This window comes from Bartonella vinsonii subsp. berkhoffii ATCC 51672 (assembly GCF_902825225.1).
GTDB lineage: Bacteria > Pseudomonadota > Alphaproteobacteria > Rhizobiales > Rhizobiaceae > Bartonella > Bartonella berkhoffii.
Genome location: NZ_CADEAK010000001.1, coordinates 1 through 18,870, shown reverse-complemented (window position 1 = coordinate 18,870; position 18,870 = coordinate 1). Strand labels below are relative to the sequence as shown.

Annotated in this window: 5 protein-coding genes, 1 tRNA gene and 5 pseudogenes; 7 read left to right on the top strand and 4 right to left on the bottom strand. The window is 38.0% G+C overall.

All coding sequences use genetic code 11. The features are described from left to right. Nucleotides 1-885: 885 nt before the first annotated feature. Nucleotides 886-3,389, top strand: a pseudogene (gene ptsP, locus J7R10_RS00050) (phosphoenolpyruvate--protein phosphotransferase). 347 nt (nucleotides 3,390-3,736) lie between these two features. Further along, nucleotides 3,737-3,826: transfer RNA gene (locus tag J7R10_RS00045), tRNA-Ser, on the top strand. A gap of 56 nt (nucleotides 3,827-3,882) precedes the next feature. Here J7R10_RS00045 and J7R10_RS09720 read toward each other — a convergent pair. The 4 genes and pseudogenes from J7R10_RS09720 to J7R10_RS00030 form a co-directional block, all read right to left on the bottom strand. Further along, nucleotides 3,883-4,005, bottom strand: a pseudogene (locus J7R10_RS09720) (tyrosine-type recombinase/integrase); the annotation flags it as partial. A gap of 7 nt (nucleotides 4,006-4,012) precedes the next feature. Further along, entirely contained in the window at nucleotides 4,013-4,159 is a 147-nt protein-coding gene (locus J7R10_RS00040) for a hypothetical protein (RefSeq protein ID WP_208436361.1), read from the bottom strand. A gap of 120 nt (nucleotides 4,160-4,279) precedes the next feature. Further along, nucleotides 4,280-5,000 (bottom strand): annotated as a pseudogene (locus J7R10_RS00035) (class I SAM-dependent methyltransferase). A 463-nt stretch (nucleotides 5,001-5,463) separates the two neighbouring features. Continuing rightward, the gene (locus tag J7R10_RS00030; RefSeq protein WP_010704626.1) at nucleotides 5,464-5,727 is read right to left on the bottom strand and encodes a hypothetical protein; all 264 of its coding nucleotides are present in this window, start codon (nucleotides 5,725-5,727) and stop codon (nucleotides 5,464-5,466) included. Nucleotides 5,728-6,572: 845 nt separating this feature from the next. Here J7R10_RS00030 and J7R10_RS00025 point away from each other — a divergent pair. The 5 genes and pseudogenes from J7R10_RS00025 to J7R10_RS00005 all read left to right on the top strand — a co-directional run. Continuing rightward, nucleotides 6,573-7,043, top strand: a complete 471-nt coding sequence (locus tag J7R10_RS00025; RefSeq protein WP_246787405.1) for a helix-turn-helix domain-containing protein — start codon at nucleotides 6,573-6,575, stop codon at nucleotides 7,041-7,043. Nucleotides 7,044-7,608: 565 nt separating this feature from the next. Next, nucleotides 7,609-9,477, top strand: coding sequence for a hypothetical protein (locus J7R10_RS10305; RefSeq protein WP_010704628.1), 1,869 nt, complete (start codon nucleotides 7,609-7,611; stop codon nucleotides 9,475-9,477). A 201-nt stretch (nucleotides 9,478-9,678) separates the two neighbouring features. Beyond that, nucleotides 9,679-11,290: pseudogene (locus J7R10_RS10300) on the top strand (Vomp family autotransporter); the annotation flags it as partial. 408 nt (nucleotides 11,291-11,698) lie between these two features. Then, entirely contained in the window at nucleotides 11,699-15,778 is a 4,080-nt protein-coding gene (locus tag J7R10_RS00010; RefSeq protein ID WP_010704629.1) for an adhesin, read from the top strand. A gap of 1,435 nt (nucleotides 15,779-17,213) precedes the next feature. Continuing rightward, a pseudogene (locus J7R10_RS00005) lies at nucleotides 17,214-18,870 on the top strand (hypothetical protein); the annotation flags it as partial.

The following is an 18,870-nucleotide window of genomic DNA, read 5'->3' as shown; positions in this document are numbered from 1 at the left end:
TGTTTAGGGAACTCATTTTGAAGAAATAAAAATGACAGCCATGCAATCAGCGATATCAAGAGTATTTTTTGACCTATCTGTTATTGGGGGATTATGAACATAAGCCTTGTCAGGATAAGAGCGAGATTTATTTAAGTTAAAAACACTTTTCATTTTATAGTTTTATGAATCTTATTTTTCGGAATAAATATTGAGAAATTAAAGTTATATATGGGGATTTGTTTGATTTTAGTAATCGAGAATAATATTGTTTTTAATTGTATATATTGAGGTGTGTAAGCGCACAGAAAATGTTTTGCGGTTGCGATGTTTATTCGAGACAGGACATTTAATAATGTAGTCAAAGTTGTTTCGTGAGGATTCTATGTTGTGAAATATTTAGTTATATGGAATCTTAAGGGGAAGGCTATATTTAGCAATTTGTGATTATGTAATGTGTTAGAGAGGGAAGGGCAGGTTGCTCAGTTTTTGGGGAATTAAAAATTAGCAGAAATTGCAGGTAATGGGGGCTGCTTTCTTTTATGAGGAGTCATGACAGGTTATGCCAAATAACTTGAGGAAGTGAGAGCGTTTTTAAAAGAGCTTTTCAATTTGTTGAGGGTGCAAGGATCGGGGCATTGATCTTTGTAAAATAAAGAGTGGGAGTCTGATTTATCTATGATAACTTTTCGTAATTTAGTAGACGATGATATCCAATCGTTTGATGGATCCCGTTGGGGGAAATGTCTTAGTTCATTATATTCCATACAACAAAAAGGGAAGTTGCGATGTTATTGATACGTTGTATGTTGGAAAATGCGGCTTTGAAATAAAATCTATCAGAAATATTCATGCTCAAACGTGAGGGAGCTTAAATTCATCATGAGATGTGAAGAAGTAGAAGCAATGAATACAGAGTTTAACGAGAGTGAAATCTTATCTATAAGATCTGTACAACTTGCAGCTGCTTTTGATCATAAAAATGATGTGATTCGTGCTGCTAGTGAATTGCTTGTGCAGGTCGGTGCAGTTGATAAATGTTATCTAGCAAGTATGCTTCAACGTGAAGCAATCACAAATACTTGGCTTGGGAATGGTATAGCCATTCCCCAGGGAATGGTTGAAAGCCATAATTTGATTATCAGAGATGCTGTTACCGTTATACAGATTCCCGCAGGTATTGAGTGGAGGGATGGAAAGAAAGTGCGTTGGTTATTGCCATTGCGGCTTGTCCAGATCGTTATAGAGAGATTTGCAGACAATTGGCGCCTCTTTTATATGATAAGGAACGGCTTGAAGAACTCTCAACGACTAGGGATAAACAACAGATTGTTACAACTTTATTTGGTCAGGATATGAAGATGGGAAAGACTTCTATTGGTGATCTTTCCGTTTGCCAAGAATGGACTTTAGATTATCCAAGTGGTCTTCATGCGCGCCCAGCTTCTCTTTGGGTTGATTTTGCAAAAAAGGCTCAGAGCTCTATCAGAATCCGTCATGGTCAGTATGCTGTTGAAATGAAAAATTTGGTTGGTTTATTGCAGTTAGGAGCAAAAAACGGTGATGTTCTTATTTTTTCGACGGATGCTGTAGAAGGTGTGCAACTGCTTAAAGATGCAATTTCTGTTGCGAAGAAAGTGGGCATAAGTGAAAAATGCATGATGAGAGAAATAGAGTCTCAAACCAAGACTTTTCATGGTTGGTCTCCACGTTCTGGACAAAAAGGTATTTCTGGTGTTGGTGCAAGTTCAGGGTTAGCTCTGGGAAAGATTTTTGTGTTAAAGCAAAATAATATTTCCATAACGGATCAGCCCGTTGATTTTGCAATTGGGACGGCATATCTTGAAAATGCTCTTACAAAAACAAAATATAAAATGGCATCAGTTATTTCTGATATCACAGCGCGTATGGGAGCAGATTCTGCTGCGATTTTTTCTGCACAAATGGTTTTGCTTGAAGATGAAAATCTGATAGCTCAAGCTTGTCGTTTTATAGCAGAAGGTCATGGTATCGCTTGGTCTTGGGATAGAGCGATTCAGCAATTTGTGGATATGTTTTCTCAGGTAGATAATCCTTTGTTAGCGGCGCGTGCTGTTAATTTAGTTGATGTTGGTCGTCGTGTTTTAGGCGAAATAAATCCATCATATAGACCATTCTTTTTAAATGACTTCCCGCGCGGTATTATTCTTGTTACAGATGATCTATCTCCTTCTGATATAGCTCAGCTTGATTGTACAAAAGTGCAAGGTTTAGTAACGGCATGGGGAGGTCCACTGTCTCATACGGCAATTTTAGCACGTACTCTGGATATCCCAATGGTTGTTGCTGCAGGTGCTGATGTTTTGGCAATAGAGAGTGATGTTCAAGCTATTATTGATGGTGATAATGGGTTCATTTATTTTAATCCTTCTCCTGAAGATGTTGAAGATGCTGAAAGGCAGATCAGCATTTTTGCGCAAAAGCATGAGAGTGAGATACGCGTATGTAGATTACCGGTGCAAACGACGGATGGTCAAAAGATTCGTATCATGGCTAATGTCAGCTATACAAATCAGGTTTCTGTTGCGTTGGACTTAGGGGCTGAAGGTATTGGCCTTATGCGTACAGAATTTTTGTTTTTAGAAAGTCCCTATGTTCCAGATGAAGAAGCGCAATTTGATGTGTACCGAGCGATGATGACAGCGGTGGGGGATAAGCCATTGATTATTCGTGCACTCGATATTGGTGGGGATAAACAGGTTGCACATTTACATTTATCTAAAGAGGACAATCCTTTTTTAGGAATTCGGGGGACGCGGCTTTTATTGCGTCGACGTGATCTTTTAGTTCCTCAGTTGCGTGCTTTGTATCGAGTGGCAAAAGAGGGGGGAGATTTATGGCTTCTATTTCCGATGGTTATGTCCGTTTCAGAGGTTTTTGCTATAAAAAAGATCACAGAAGAAATACGTCATGATATTGGTGCACCAAAAGTAAAGATTGGTATTATGATCGAAGTTCCAGCGGCAGCCATTATGGCAGATGTTTTGAGTGCCTATGTAGATTTTTTCTCCATTGGAACGAATGATTTAACGCAGTACACAATGGCGGTTGATAGACAGAATCCTTACCTTGTGTCTGAAGCTGATAGTCTTGATCCAGCGGTTTTGCGTATGATACATCAAACTGTACAAGGTGCAGAAAAACATAATTGTTGGGTTAGTGTGTGTGGTGGTATGGCAGGAAATCCTTTTGCAGCGATGATTTTGACTGGATTGGGGATTAATGAACTGTCTATGATATCCAATGATATTTCTTCAGTAAAAGCATGTTTGCAGACCCATAGTTTTGAAGACATGAAAATTTTAGCAAGAAAAGCATTACAATGTGAAACTGTGCGGGATGTATGTGCTCTTAGCAATGATATAAAGTGATACAGGGAAGTTAAGGGGACGGAGAATTCATTAATCTTGCAATTCGGTAAAGCAAAAGCACATCATCAAGCGTTGTTATTAGAATAAATTTTATTATTCTCACGAAGCACGTTTTCATGTTGGTAACGATTCATGAAGATGCTTATTTTGCTGTTTTCTGGATATAGGTAGTGATAATAGGAGGAGTACTGTCTATCCAGGGAAAAAAGTTGCTTGTTGAAAAAGAGAAAATGTATTTATCCTTAATAAGGATCTCCTCTTATTTTGATAACTAAAGTTATTTTTTGAGTTTTGAATATGAGTTTAAGCTTGCACGTTATTTCTTTCTGGGTATAGTGCGAACCTCTGGAGAGGTGGCCGAGTGGTTGAAGGCGCACGCCTGGAACGCGTGTATATGGGAAACCATATCGAGGGTTCGAATCCCTCTCTCTCCGCCATTTTAAGAATCAATGGGTTCTATAAAAGTTCGGGAATCTTGTGTTCTTTGATTCTTTTAACTTATTTTCCTGTCTATCCCGTATCTTTTTGAAGCTTTTTTTATTGTGTCTATTGCTAGCTGTTTTTTATCTGCTGTTTTGATATAAAGGGATGCCATTTTATCTGTGGTCCACCCAAAGTGTAAATTAACGGAAGTTTTTTCGTATCTCTAGCGCATCATTGAGAGACAAAAGACGCGCCTTCTCTTTACTTGCACAAGGTTCATGGACACGGACAATAAAGATTGATGCAATAAGGCGTGAATTGGGCGCCAAAGGAGAAAGGCGGTACAAATGTCTCTCAAATTTTCATCTTAATATGATGCGTGGATTTCCCGCACATCGCTTACTTTTGTGCGTTGAGAGGCAGCAGTGACAGCCATAGATGTGAGATTATCTTGTATACATGTAGAGTTAGAGTTCACTTCGATATAAAATCTCCAAATTTCCTTGTACTTCATATTGCTTTATCAATGTACTCAATTTCTGCAAATATTTTTCTTGATAGATAGCAATGGCGCGTTGTACTTGCGTTGAGGAGCGGCTCATTCCAATAAAGGCTTCAGATGAGATCGTCATCGACCAATCCTGTGTATATAAAGCAATCTTTTCTGGATTGACCCTAAAGCCATCGCTCATTTCCTGTAAAAAATCAAAATGACAATAATAACGCGAATAGTTAGGGCTCATTTCTTCTAATAATGTCTCATAAGCGGCTAGAAATTCGCTCTGCTTAAAATTGCGATTGTTTTGAATAACCGCCATGACACCATTGGTTTGAAGTTGTTTCGAGACAGTGCAAAGCAATCGAGGGGCGATCCACCCACTGAAACGCCTGCGCCATAATGACAAGATCAAGCTTGCCAATTTTGGGCGATAGACTTTCGGCTTGTCCTTGATACCACTGCACAGTAGGAAATTTTCTCCGCCCCTGCTTAATCATGTCTGACGATATATCGATGGCATGATATTGGTGTTTGTTCCTCAGAAGCTCTACAATTCCCTCTAATGCGATGCCGGTTCCAGCTCCTACATCCACGATGGATAAATGTTTTTTGTCCTTCAAAGGCAGTAGCATGGTTTTCAATAAGGTGAGAGGGTAGCGTGGACGATAGCGATCATAATCATCAGCCAATCCATCAAACTTTTTGCTTTATGATTGAATATTTTGTGTCATCGGATTCCACCTTACAATTGCTGACATAAATAATTAAGATGCTCTCCTTTGTTCCGGTATGTTAAGCATAAATTCCTAAGGAGAGCTAAAGAGGAATGGCTGTTTGTTTCCTTCTCTTTTTCCTTCTATGAGATTGATGCCTTACATTGAAGATGTTATTTTAAGGGTAGAAGAGTGAATGCTAAGGTTGGTGTTTTTAATGAATAAAGTATAAACCTTATGGATGCTATAAAATGCTCATTGGTTTTTTGATGAATCACTAAAAAATCTTGAGATGCCTTTTTGCTTAATCTCACTTTCGTGAGAGGCGAGGGACACAGTATACAACATTTTGCAATTTCTTAAAAATTTTTCATTTCTATTTAAGTAAAGAGGGATGGAAAGCAATCAGACAATCTCACCATATATGGATTGTGTTGCGTTATTTGTGTTCTTCAAAATCCATATGAGTAACAGTTTCTTCTTCATTGGCAAGAGGCATTCTACGACGGCGCAGGGTTTCTACAATTTCTTTTTTAAAAACCATATCTGCTTCGCTTAAACGACAAATACTTAATTCTAATTCAAGAGATAAAGCCAAATCCACACATGATTTAAGCTGTTCTCCAATATCAAAACCGCGTTGATAATCGTCATAAAGACCAACAAGCGTATCGGATAATTCTTTATCGCGTAAAGAGGTCATATTCATGTCTCCACATCACGGTTTTTTCAGTGCAGTTTTAATATATTTTAAACGTCATTTCATTATGATCGCCAAAAGCTTTCATGCATATAGATATCATAGTTTTGCCCATTTGGCGCAAAACATCAACTTTTAAGTCACTATCTGTCAGAAATTTTCTTGTTCCAAGAATTTCAGTTTCCCACTTGTGCATGCATATTGCAATATCTTTATTATAGGACTTATAGTATTGAGAAGACATGATTGGCAAGTAGCTTTTCATTTACGCAGAAGATGTATCATTTTGATAAAAATGCTCTGAAATCTCATCATTGCCAACGAAATTCAAATCAGAGTTATTGATATCCATAACTTGGCGTAATTGATAAATTGCTTTATCGATTAGATTTTGAACTTCATCAACAATGAGGTGTCTATCATTTCCGATCCGCTTTCATTTTTTGTAAAACACCAATTTATTTTACCCATTTCGTATTAATTTTGAGACATTGAGAAACCTTTTTCCTTATGTAATTTTAAAACTCTATCCAAATGTTTTTGACATTGGATAACAGTATTTGGTAAGCTTTCGTGAGTTTTGCCACGGATCATGTTTTGCGGCGTAACTCGAAATAATGCTATGGCGCTACCATCTTTGTGTGGTTGTCATAATTTTCGCTCCTACTTAAATGGATGCGGCAACATCCATTTTGTGGGGTTATGTGTGTAATAACCGCTCATCTTAACGGGCGGTAATAAGAGGTATAATGCAAATATTATAGTATGTCAAATCAATATTTGCATTATTGTGTAATTTAGCAAAAAAAGAAATCGAACCAAAAACAGAACAAGCGAAACGGTTACATTTGATACGAAAAAGTTTACAGCTTCATCGGGATCAGATAGCGGCCCGTTTAGGTATTAATAAAGCAATTTATGATCACGCTGAAAGAGGTACTACCTTTCCCAATGTGGAATTCTTGGCTGCTTTATCACAGAAACTAAAGGTTAACTTAGCTTGGCTAATTACAGGTGAAGGTGAAATGTTTACAGACATGGCAAAGGCGAAAGCGGCGGGTTTTAAACCGCAGGCTATTCCTGCTGGATTGATGAAAAAGCTTGGGCGTTTGGTTTATACAACCTATCATGATGCAAAGATAACACTTCCTGCTGAAGATATAGCAGAATTAGCGGCGGAGCTTTATGGAAAGTTGCAAGAGCTTGTTCAGAATATCAATGATAAGGAAGAAATTGAAGCAACTGTACCACTTTTGAAATTGCATTTAAAACGTCAAATCGAAGCTGAGAAAACACAACCGGAAACTACAAAAGATTAACAGTTCTCTGACATGATTTTTTTGATTTTTTGCTATAAAAACCCAATTTTAAAAAGAGCAGTATTTTACATGTTTTTGAGTTTTTGAAAACACTATCACGCATTTTATCTGCTAAAGAAGATTGAACAATACAAACTTCTCTATAGTATCCATATATTTCATGTAACTATACTATAAAATATCATTTATATCAAAATATATTTTACAATTTATAGCGGTGTATTTTCGCAAATCAATGAAAAATTATTTACCTGTACTCTTGCCATTTTGTTTGTGCGCTTTATCTGAGAATGAGAGATCATTTTATAAGAAGCGGATTATACTGTTCGTAATGGAGATTATAGCATAATTTGCAACATAATTTGCAAGTAGATTGCTTATTTTTTATTTAATTCCCTTTATTAACGGGGGATTTTTTAACATCCAATGTCTTTTCAGAAATTTTAGGACGATGCTGAGAAAACTCTGGAGCGTCGAAGGGGTTTTATTTTGTCTTTTATTGCCTGTTGTGGCGAAGCTGAACTGCGTTTTGGCTTCCAGTATTTTCTATATTGAGGGATTTATCATGAAAAAATATTCAACACAAAATTTGGTTAAAGCGGTTTCGTTGGGAGCTGTTATCGCGACACTTTTATCAAGTGTTTCTCCTATTTTAGCTGCAAATTTTGCAATAACAGGGAGTAAAGTTGAAAGCACAAATGAAACTGGCGTATCTTATTTAAAGGGAAGCCATGGTAGTATGGTCTTCGCTGGTGATGATGATTCCTGTGGTGTGGATAATGCTGTTGGACGTGATGGTAGTGCTCAAGGTACTGATAAGCAAATCACTGTAGAGGCGCAGTATAGTAGATTGATCAATGATCAAGCTTTCTCAAGCGATGGTTATATGGGGGAGCTGACTGATGGTAACTCTAATGTTATGCCTGAAGCTTATGGTGTGTATTCTTTTGCGACGGGTTGTGGAGCTTCTGCAACAGGGAATTATTCGGCAGCATTGAGTGCAGGAGCAACCACAAAGGCTGGTATAGCACAAGCCCTTAGGGTTTCCGCACTTTCCACTAGAGCAGCAGGTGTTACTATGGGCGAGGGATCGGTAGCATCGGGAGAATCAGCAATTGCTATTGGTAAAAATGCAAAAGCCTCTGGTAAAAAGAGCATTGCCATAGGTGAGAGTTCTAAAGCTACGCAGAATGATGCGATTGCGATTGGTTCACATACAGAAGGGAACGAAGCAAATAGTGTTGCTATTGGTAATATAGCATCTGCATCTGGTTACAATAGTGTTGCAATAGGGCTCAAAACCAAGGCAAGTAAGGAGTATATGGTTGCTATTGGTTCGAAAGCTGAAGCGCAAGCTCTTGGTTCTATTGCAATAGGTGGTGGGGAACCTGCAGACAACGGGCAAGAAAGAAAAGTAATAGCGAAAGGCAAAAATTCAATTGCTATAGGTTCCCATACTTATGCTAATGAGGCTCATTCAGTTGCTGTTGGTATAAATGCACAAGTACTTGTTACAGATGGTGTTGCTGTGGGTGGAGGATCTGTTTCTCGTGTTAATAAAGATACTTTTGGTTATGATCCTGCAACAAATGCTACAACAAAAAAGGGCGATCTTGCATGGAAAAGCACTGGAGGTGATTTTAGCATCGGTAATACTAACCAGAATTTAACACGGCAGATTACAAATGTTGCAGCTGGTACTCAAGATACTGATGCTGTCAATGTTGCCCAGCTCAAAGCCATGAGAGATGTCATAGCAGGAGTTTGGAAACTTTCTGTTAACGATGGCGATTCTACAGCTATCAATGCAGGCAATATTGTAGATTTTTCAGTGAAAAATGACAATCAAGCAGTAAAAGACAACTTAAAGATTACCAAAGACAATGGAAACAATATCAAATTTACTTTGAGTGATGAACTTAATTTGACGAGTGTCACTACAGGAGAAAGCATTATGGATGCTTCTGGCTTTAGGTTTATTGGTGATGATGGGCCGAGCATAACTGTTAATGGCATTCATGCTGGTGATAAAACGATCAAAGGAGTAGCAGAAGGAACTGATGATACCGATGCAGTGAATTATGCCCAGTTGAAAGAAATAGGAAATAAAATAGCAGGCGGTGGCCTTGTTAAATGGGACGAAGGGGGAAAGCTTATCACTATTGGTGCTGAAAAAGATGGTACTATAATTGATGTTGCAAACAAATTGGATGTTGCTCGTGCAATTACCGGCGTTGCGAAGGGAAATATTTCTAATGTCTCAACAGATGTCATAAATGGTGAGCAAATTCATTCTATTGGCAACGAAATTGCAAAAATTTTTGGTGGTAAAGTTTCGTTCGATGTTGGTGTTTTTACAGGACCAAAATATAATTTAACTACTATTGATGAAGATGGTGTAGTTTCTCAGCAGGAATATAATGATGTTGGTTGAGCTTTGAGTGGGCTTGATATGAATATCAGGGATGTTAATCAACATTTAGTCCATGCAATGAAGGATATTGCTACCTATTTTGGTGGTGGCGCGGGATATGATGAAAATAAAGAATGGCATGCTCCTACTTTCAAGGTTTATCAAATTGATGCTAATGGAACTTCTTCGAAGCAGTCTTATTATAATGTTGCTGAAGCTTTTGAAGGTGTGAACACTTCTTTCACCAACATTCACAATCAAATTTCTCATATAAAAGAAAATAGTCTTGTTAAATGGGACGAAGGGAAAAAACTTATTACTATTGGTAAGGAAAAAGGTGGTACGAAAATTGATATTAAAGGTAGTGAAGGAGATCGGACTATCGCTGGTGTCGAAGCTGGTACAATTTCTGCCAATTCAACTGAAGCCATTAATGGTAGTCAAATTAATACAATATCTAGGAATATAGCAAAATACTTTGGTGAAGGAGCTAAATTTGAAAATGGCGCTTTTGTAGGACCAAAATATAGTTTATCTGTTGTGTTTGAAGATGGGACGGTAGGAAAGATTAACTGTTATGATGTTGGCACAGCTTTGAATGGACTTGATGCAAATTTCAACAGTGTGAATACGCGCATAACAAATGTAGCTAATGACTTTAGTCAGAAAATAGATGGTCTCTCTAAAAATGTTTTACTTTGGAGTGAAGAGGATAAAGCATTTGTTGCCACGTCACGAACAAGACGGAGAGAAGACAAACAGCAAGCTTAAATTCCTTTTGGATGGAGAGATTGCCGCTAACTCAACGGATGCTATCACAGGTAATCAACTCTATCTCATGAGTACCCAGTTGGCTGCATATTTCGGCGGTGGTGCGGGGCTATAAGGATGGAAAGTGGACCGCTCCTAATTTCACAATTCAATGCTGATGGAAGTGTAGGTGAAAAGAAAAGCTACAATAATGTTGCTGAAGCACTTGGTGGTGTTAATAGCGGTATGGTCAATATAAACAATCGTATTGATGATGTTATCAATAAGGTAGATTCCGATGCTTTAAAGTGGAATAAAAATAAGGGAGTTTATGACGCTAGTCATGATGGTAAGCCAAGTAAAATTATCAATGTAGCTGATGGTAAGTTGAAAAAGTTCAAAAGATGCAGTCAATGGTGAACAACTTTTGCAGGCTAATGAACGTATCACGGGTGTTGAAAAAAATATTCAACATATCGAAAACAAAGTTGATAATATTGAAAATACGGTTGGTGAAATTGCAGATGGGGTTGTTTTTTATGACAAAAATGAAAATGGTAAGAAAGCCAATAAAGTCACTCTAAAAGGTGGTGATGCCAGTGAACCTATTCTGATTGATAATGTAGCTGATGGTAAAATTGAAAAAGGCTCGAAAGAAGCTGTAAATGGTGGGCAGCTCCATGATTATACTAAGCAGCAGATGAAGATCATTCTTGATGAATCGAAGCACTACACGGATCAACGGGTGAACAATATTGTTGTCGATGTGATTGATGATGCTGTAAATCAGGCAAACCACTACACCGATATGAGGTTTGAAGCTTTAAATTATGACATTGAAAATGTGCGTAAAGAGGCAAGACGAGCAGCAGCTATTGGGTTGGCAGTCTCTAACTTACGATACAATGATACACCTGGAAAATTAAGTATTGCATTTGGAAGCGGTTTATGGCGTAGCCAATCTGCTTTTGCTTTTGGTGCTGGTTATACATCTGAAAAAGGAAACATTCGTTCTAATTTATCGGTTACGAGTTCCTGTGGGCATTGGGGTGTCAGTGCAGGACTTAACATGACACTGAATTGATATGGGAACAGTTTTCCTAAATACGTTTTTGCCCTTGCTTTGATGAAGCAGGGGCATTTTTTTTAAAGCTTTAAGTAAGTCTTACCTGAAGGAAATAAGCGCTCTCCTAAAATCAAGAGACGCAAAAATTATACCAATTCCAAAGAGCTTAAAGCGAAAAGCTATGCACTCTTTTTAAGAGAAAAAAGCCAACGTTATTTTCGCCATGAGATATGTTTTTTGATGTTGCCCAGCTTGACTTTCACAAGCTGCCCTCTACTTCCCTTTTAAAGGTGCTGTAGCAATAACAGCTTATATCTTGTTTTATTTTTAGTGCAAAAGCACGGGGACATAAAAAATAAGAAGGCCTTACAACACGAGGGGGCATCTTTTTTGTGTCTTAAATATGTTATTATAAAGAGGGGAATTATGAAAAAATATTCAACACCAAATTTGATTAAAGCTGTTTCATTGGGGACTGTTATAGCCACACTTTGGGCGAGTGTTTCTCCTGTGGTTGCTTCTAATCTTGCGATAACAGGACAATCTGTTCAAAGCACAAATGGTACCAGCGTATCTTATTCAAAGGGTAGTCATGGTAGTGTTGTATTAGCTGGCGATGATAATTACTATGGTGTGTTTAATGTTATTGGCCATGGTGGCAAGAATCAAGGCGCTAATAATCAAATTATTGCAGAAGAACTATATGAAAGCGTTTCTCTGAACAAACATATTTCTGGCCATCGTCCTTTTAACTGGGCAGATCATCAAATTGTTTGGACTGGTGATGGTCTAACCAATAGCGCCGAGAATGGGGGGTATATGGGAGGAGCAACCGGTGGTTTTACAAATGTTATGCCTGAAGCTTTTGGCATTTATTCTTTTGCAACTGGGTGTGGATCTTCCGCAAAGGGGAATTATTCAACAGTATTTGGAGCGGGTGCGACCACAAAGGCGGGTGGTGCACAAGCTTTAGGTCTTTTTGCACTTGCGGGAGGATCAGCAAGTCTTGCTATAGGAGTTGGGTCAAAAACAGTAGCAGGAGGTGCGGTTGCTGTTGGTGGGCTTGCAAAAGCAACAGGCACTGATAGTATTGCATTTGGTAACAAATCACGTGCAGATGAACAAAATGCGATTGCTATGGGGTATGGTGCTCAAGCTCAAGGAAAGCAGTTTGTCGCGATTGGTTCTGATGCAAGAGTGTTTGTGCAAGAGGGGGTTGCTCTTGGGAGAAAATCTGTAGCTGATGCGTCTGCTGGTCTTATCGGTTATAGTCCTTTGAAGCACGGCCCATCAGAGAATGAGGACTACGGGTGGAAAAGTACACTAGCAGCAGTGAGTGTTGGTAATCCTAAAGAAGGACTAACGCGTCAGATTACAGGGGTGGCAGCTGGTAGTAATGATACTGATGCCGTTAATGTTGCGCAGCTAAAAGAATTACAATCATACATAAGCCAAGATTGGCAGTTGTCTCTTGGAGGTAAAAATGCCACGACAGTTGGTGCAACGAGTGTAATAGATTTGTCGGCTGCAAGTGATAAAGTTATAAAAGGTGCTGAAGACAATAATGTAAAATTTGATTTAGCCGAAAATATTACAGTGACAAGTGTCACTGCAGGAAGAAGCGTTTTGAGTGATGATGGCTTTCTATTTACAAATGGAGGTCCAGCAGTAACTTTTGATGGTATTGATGCTGGCAATAAAAAGATTACAGGAGTTGCAGAGGGGACTGAAGATACTGATGCGGTCAATTTTGCACAGCTGAAAGAAATAAAAAGCCAAGTAGCAGAAAATATTCTTGTGAAATGGGATGAAAAGCAAGAGCGGATCACTATTGGTGCTGAAAAGGGTGGTGTCGAAGTCAATGTTGCGAACGATAAAGGCAGAGTGCGCGTTATTTCCGGCATTCAACCTGGGAAAGTTAGCATTGATTCAACAGAAGCAATAAATGGTCATCAGCTTTTCCATCTTACTGAAAATATATCGGATTTTTTTGGTGGTGGCGCAGATGTAATTAATGGTATTCCACCAACTTTTATTATTCAGGATAATGAATATAATAGTGTGGATGAAGCTTTCACGGGTGTGAGTAATTCTATCACGGAGATCACTAATCAAATTACCAATGCAACAAAAAATAGCCTTGTGAAACAGGAAGAAAATGAAGGCACTATCACCATTGGGAAGCAAACAGGTGGTGATTTAATCGATGTTGCAAATAAGAATGGAGATGATCGTAGAGTTTCCGGTGTGAAGGCTGCAGTAAACGCGAATGACGCTGTTAATAAACAACAACTCGATGGTGAAATTGCGGATATAACAGACAGGATTGAGGTCATTAAAGAAGCAAATAACTTTGCGGTTCTCTACGATAAAAATGGTGATGAATCTGTTAATTATAATAGTATCACTTTAGGGGGCGATAAGACCAAAGAACCAGTTGCTCTCCATAATGTTAAAGATGGCGAAATTACCGAAGAATCGCTTGATGCGATCAATGGGAGCCAAATTAATAAAATATCCGGAGAGATAGCAAAATCTTTTGGTGGAGATGCTGCATTTGAGAACGGTCAATTTGTAGGACCAAGATATAATTTATCTACTGTTTCTGCGGATGGTACCGTAAAACAGAAAATCGCTGAAAACGTTGGTGATGCTTTGAGAGAGGTTGATGCGAATGTCAACAATGTGAACAGCCGTGTAACATATGTCACCAATGAATTTGATCAGAAATTTAATAATTTCTCTAAAAATTCTTTATTGTGGAGCGAACAGGAAAAAGCATTTGTTGCACTTCATGGACCAAATGGAGAAAAGACAAACAGCAAAATTAAGTTTCTTGCGGATGGAGACATTTCTAGCGATTCAACCGATGCCGTGAATGGTTCACAGCTTTTCAAAATTGCTAAAAATATATCGAATTATTTTGGTGGCAGTACAGATGTAGTGGCTGGTATCGAACCAACCTTCCTTATTAAGGATCAAATATATCATAATGTTATGGATGCTTTCACTGGTGTGAATATTTCTATTGCAAATCTTGATGGTAAGATTTCTGAAATGAAAAAGGACAATCTTGTGCAACAAGAAGGAGGGGCATCAGGGATTATCACTATTGGTAAGGCAACAGCTGGGACTGAAATCAGTGTTGCAGGTGTTGGTAACGCGCAGCGGACGATTTCTGGTGTGAAAGAAGCAGAAAAAGGCGATGAAGCTGTTAACAAAGCTCAACTTGATAAAAGCATAGAGAAGATTTCTAAAAATATTGAGACAGCAAGTGCAGCGGCGGTTCTTTACGATAAAAATGAAGATGGTATTGTTGATTATAATCGTGTGACCTTAGGAGGTAAGAACAGCATTGGACCAGTAGCTTTGCTTAATGTAAAAGATGGCAGAATTGCTGATGGTTCAACAGATGCCATTACGGGTAATCAACTCTATCGCATGAGCAACCAGCTTGCAGCCTATTTTGGTGGTGGTGCTGGCTATAATAATGGGGAATGGACGGCTCCTAATTTTAGAGTTGCACAACTCAATGCTGATGGTACAACTGTTGAGAAAAGCTATAATAATGTTGCGGATGCGCTTGGTGGTGTTAATAGCAATATGGTAAGCATAAATGATCGTATTGATCATGTCATCAACAAGGTAGATTCCGATGCCTTAAAGTGGAATGATTTGCAGAAAGCTTATGATGCTAAACATGATGGTAAGCCAAGTAAAATTATCAATGTATCTGATGGTAAAATTTTAGAAGGTTCAAAAGATGCGGTCAATGGTGGACAACTTTGGAAGACCAATGAACGTATCGCAGGCGTTGAAAAAAATATTCAGCATATCACAAACAGGGTTGACAATATTTCCAATACGATTACCGATCTTGGTAAAAACGTTGATAATATTGAAAACAGAGTTGATAATATTGAGAACACGGTTAATAATCTTTCTGATGGGGCTGTTAACTATGACAAAACTGCAGACGGAAAGAAAACCAATAAGATCACTCTAAAAGGTGGTGATGCCAGTGAACCTGTTCTGATTGATAATCTTGCTGATGGTCGTATTGAGAAAGGCTCGAAAGAGGCAATTAATGGTGGGCAACTGCATGATTATACTGAGCAGAAGATGAAAATTGTTCTTGATGAATCGAAGCATTACACAGATCAACGGGTGAATAATATCGTTGTCGATGCCATTGATGATGCCGTTGACCAAGCTAAGCAATATACAGATATGAAGTTTAATATTTTGAGTTACGACATTAAGAGTGTACGCAAGGAGGCACGGCAGGCAGCAGCGGTTGGTTTAGCAGTATCTAACTTACGTTACTTCGACGATCCAGGATCTTTGAGTGTTTCATTTGGTAGCGGCGCATGGCGTGGACAATCTGCCTTTGCTTTTGGTGCTGGTTACACATCTGAAAATGGAAAAATCCGCTCTAATCTCTCTGCAACAAGTGCTGGCGGTCATTGGGGAGTAGGTGGTGCAATAACTCTGAAAATAAAATAATAAGAAAACAGGAGCATAACAGAATTTTCGCTCTTGTCTGATAAAGCAAGGGCGAAAATTTTATAAATGACAATTGTACTTAAAGTTAAAATTTCCCAGAAGAATATTTCATAATTTTACTGATAAAAAGCACACTCCAAGATCTGTTGGAGTGTGCTTTTTATGAGCAGAGTTAGGGAAGTTTATTTTCTAGTTATTTTTCTATTGTGCTGTAGCGAGTCTATCACTTTATAAGATTCGTTGTAAAAACGGAGCAAATATCTTCCAAGAGATCATACAACCATTTAAGGTCATTTTATTCTTATAAATGAGAAGCTAAATTAAAACAATATTAACCATTTTTACAAAAAGATTACAATTAATTTTACAAAATAAGAAAGCGACTAATACACGCGTTTTTCGCTTTAAAACTTTTTAGAAAACAAGTCATTTTTCAAAATCAGTATCTTTTATCTCTCAAATACACAAAATGAATCTTCTAAACTTTACAAATTATAAACCTTATATCTGATAAGAGCGTTCAAATATATTTTGCCAGTCTCATACTCTTTAGGTGCGGATGATACATCTAAAAGAGCATTTTTCTTGGTAGAATTAATTTATGGAAGTCAGGAAATTTTGGGGATTTATGTGCATGGATTTCATATAGCATTGAGATGATGCTAAAAAGCCAAAGGTTTTAAGAAAATCTTACACAGCATCACTTTTGTTAAAAAATATTTAAGTTACACATAAACAAGTACAACATTTAACGAGGATGGAAATTCTGAGGTCTCAGAGAAATATTTATGTGATTTTGTTGAAAAAATAACACACTAGAATCCATAATGATAGAATTTATACAACAAAGCCATTTTTTTCTTGCTATTTCATTTGAGATTTCATAACTACGCAAATAGTATATTAGTAAGACTCATTTTGTTTAAAAGACCTCTTGATGGGGTGAGTGATATCAAAAGGGGGGCAGGGGTAATGAATTTAAAGAAAAAAATAACACTAAGCTTCACTGCAGCTTTAATATTCATTTTAGTAGAAAGAAGTTAGAGCTAAAGAAATCAAATTCTACTTAGATTTCAGAGTATCTTACTTTAATATCACAAAGAAATACTCTTTTTTAACAAAAAATTAATTCATTAACGAGTAAAAATCACTTTTTATATTGTTAAAAGCTTAATCATTCTAAAATGAAATGTTTCCAGTATTTGAAAGATAAAGAAACAACCTATCATCCAAACTAGCATTAGACTCTAAACGGATCAATTGCATATTTATTTAAACTCAATTTTTCTACTTAGATCTTCTTAAACATACACAACTCGAGACTTAAAATGACACCCTACCACAAGAACAAAAACCGAATATCTCACTCTCTCTCAAAAAATAACGTAGAAATGTGTCTTTTTCATGTCTTAATTTTTTTCGTTGGAGAATTTTCATGAAAAAATTATATGCCATACAAACAACAATGAGGAATTTAAAGAATTCTCGTTTTTCTTTCGTTAAAGTGATGCTGTTGTTGGCTATAATGATTGCATTCTTATCGAATGTTTTTTCTGTAAATGCTGGAGATGTGCAACCCAAGAATGTTACTGCAAATGAGGGAGATCAGTCTGTTGAAGTTTCTGCATCTACATCTGTAAATGAGCAAGTAACGGCATCTGATCCAATGGATGCTGGTGTGATGAATGTGGATGTGACAGCAAGCGCTGAAGGTTTACAAGCCAATAATATTGATGAGAGAGTTCAATTTAGTGGATTATTTGTACCAGTAAGTGAGCAAGCAACTACATCGGATAATGATCTAACGATATCGCGTGCCGGCGTGATGAATGATATGACAGCAAGCGCTGAAGGTTTACAAGCCAATAATTTTCGTGCGAAAGAAGGAAATTTTAATGTTTTAGCATCTGAAGTTGAACAGGCAATAAACAGATTACCTGTGGCTTTTCAGAGAAGTGCAGGTTTGACCCGTGCTGCACTATACGGTAATTTGGCGGTGGGTGGCGGTGCGTTTGCAGGCGCTAATGGAGCCATAGCGATAGGTCAGCATGGTCGTCCCGGATCGAGCGGAGGTGTAGTATATGAAGCACCACAGACACGTGCTGAGAACTCAATTGCTATAGGTCATTATATTTTTATTCCTGCGGAAGGTCGGTTTGCGGTTGCTATTGGTAACTATGCAGAGGCGAAAAGAGAGGACAGTGTCGCTTTAGGTCATTCTGCAAAGGTTAAGGTTTCTGAAGGTGTCGCTTTGGGTAGTATGTCTATTGCTAACGTTAAAGGTGGCATTGCGGGCTATGATCCTAAGACTGGAAAAGCCTCGTCATCAAGAAGTATAGCATGGCAATCTACAAGTGGTGCAGTTAGTATTGGTAATGATGAGTTCCAGAGAACACGGCAGATTGTAGGGGTTGCAGCAGGGACTGGGGATACTGATGCGGTGAATGTTGCACAGTTAAAAGAATTAAGAGGAATGATAAAACAAGGAGGGGGTTGGGAGCTTTCTGTTGATGGTGCAGATAATACAACTATTAGTTCAGGCGATAAATTAGATTTTTCTGCTGGAAGTGAAAATTTCAGCATTACAAAAGGTGATAAAGACAATAAGTTAAAATTTGATCTAGCTCAGTCCATTGTAGTCGATAAAATACAAGTAGGGGACAATATCTTAGACGTAACTGGCTTAGTGATTGCCAATGGTCCGACAATAACCACTTCTGGTATAGATGCTGGTGGTAAAAAGATCCAGGCAGTTGAGAATGGGGGGATTTCTGAAAACTCCACGGATGCCGTAAATGGTAGTCAACTTTATTCACTGGGCAGTGAGGTTGCAAAGACTTTTGGTGGTGGCGCTGGATATGAAGGTGGCAAATGGACCGCTCCCAAGTTTACGGTTAAGACGGTCAATGAAGATGGTAGTGCGGTTGAAGAGCAGAGTTATGAGACTGTTGCAGCTGCCTTTGCTGGTGTTGGAGATTCATTTGAGAAAGTTAAAGATTCATTTGCGAATATTAAGAATGAAATTACCAAAGAGATTGAAAAAGAAATTACCACTGTTCAAGGTGATGCCTTGTTGTGGAGCGAAAAGGATC

Bases quoted from the DNA above. Each gene is read 5' to 3' on its own strand.
- J7R10_RS00030 (WP_010704626.1), bottom strand. From the start codon at position 5,727: ATGACCTCTTTACGCGATAAAGAATTATCCGATACGCTTGTTGGTCTT.
- J7R10_RS00010 (WP_010704629.1), top strand. From the start codon at position 11,699: ATGAAAAAATATTCAACACCAAATTTGATTAAAGCTGTTTCATTGGGG.
- J7R10_RS10305 (WP_010704628.1), top strand. From the start codon at position 7,609: ATGAAAAAATATTCAACACAAAATTTGGTTAAAGCGGTTTCGTTGGGA.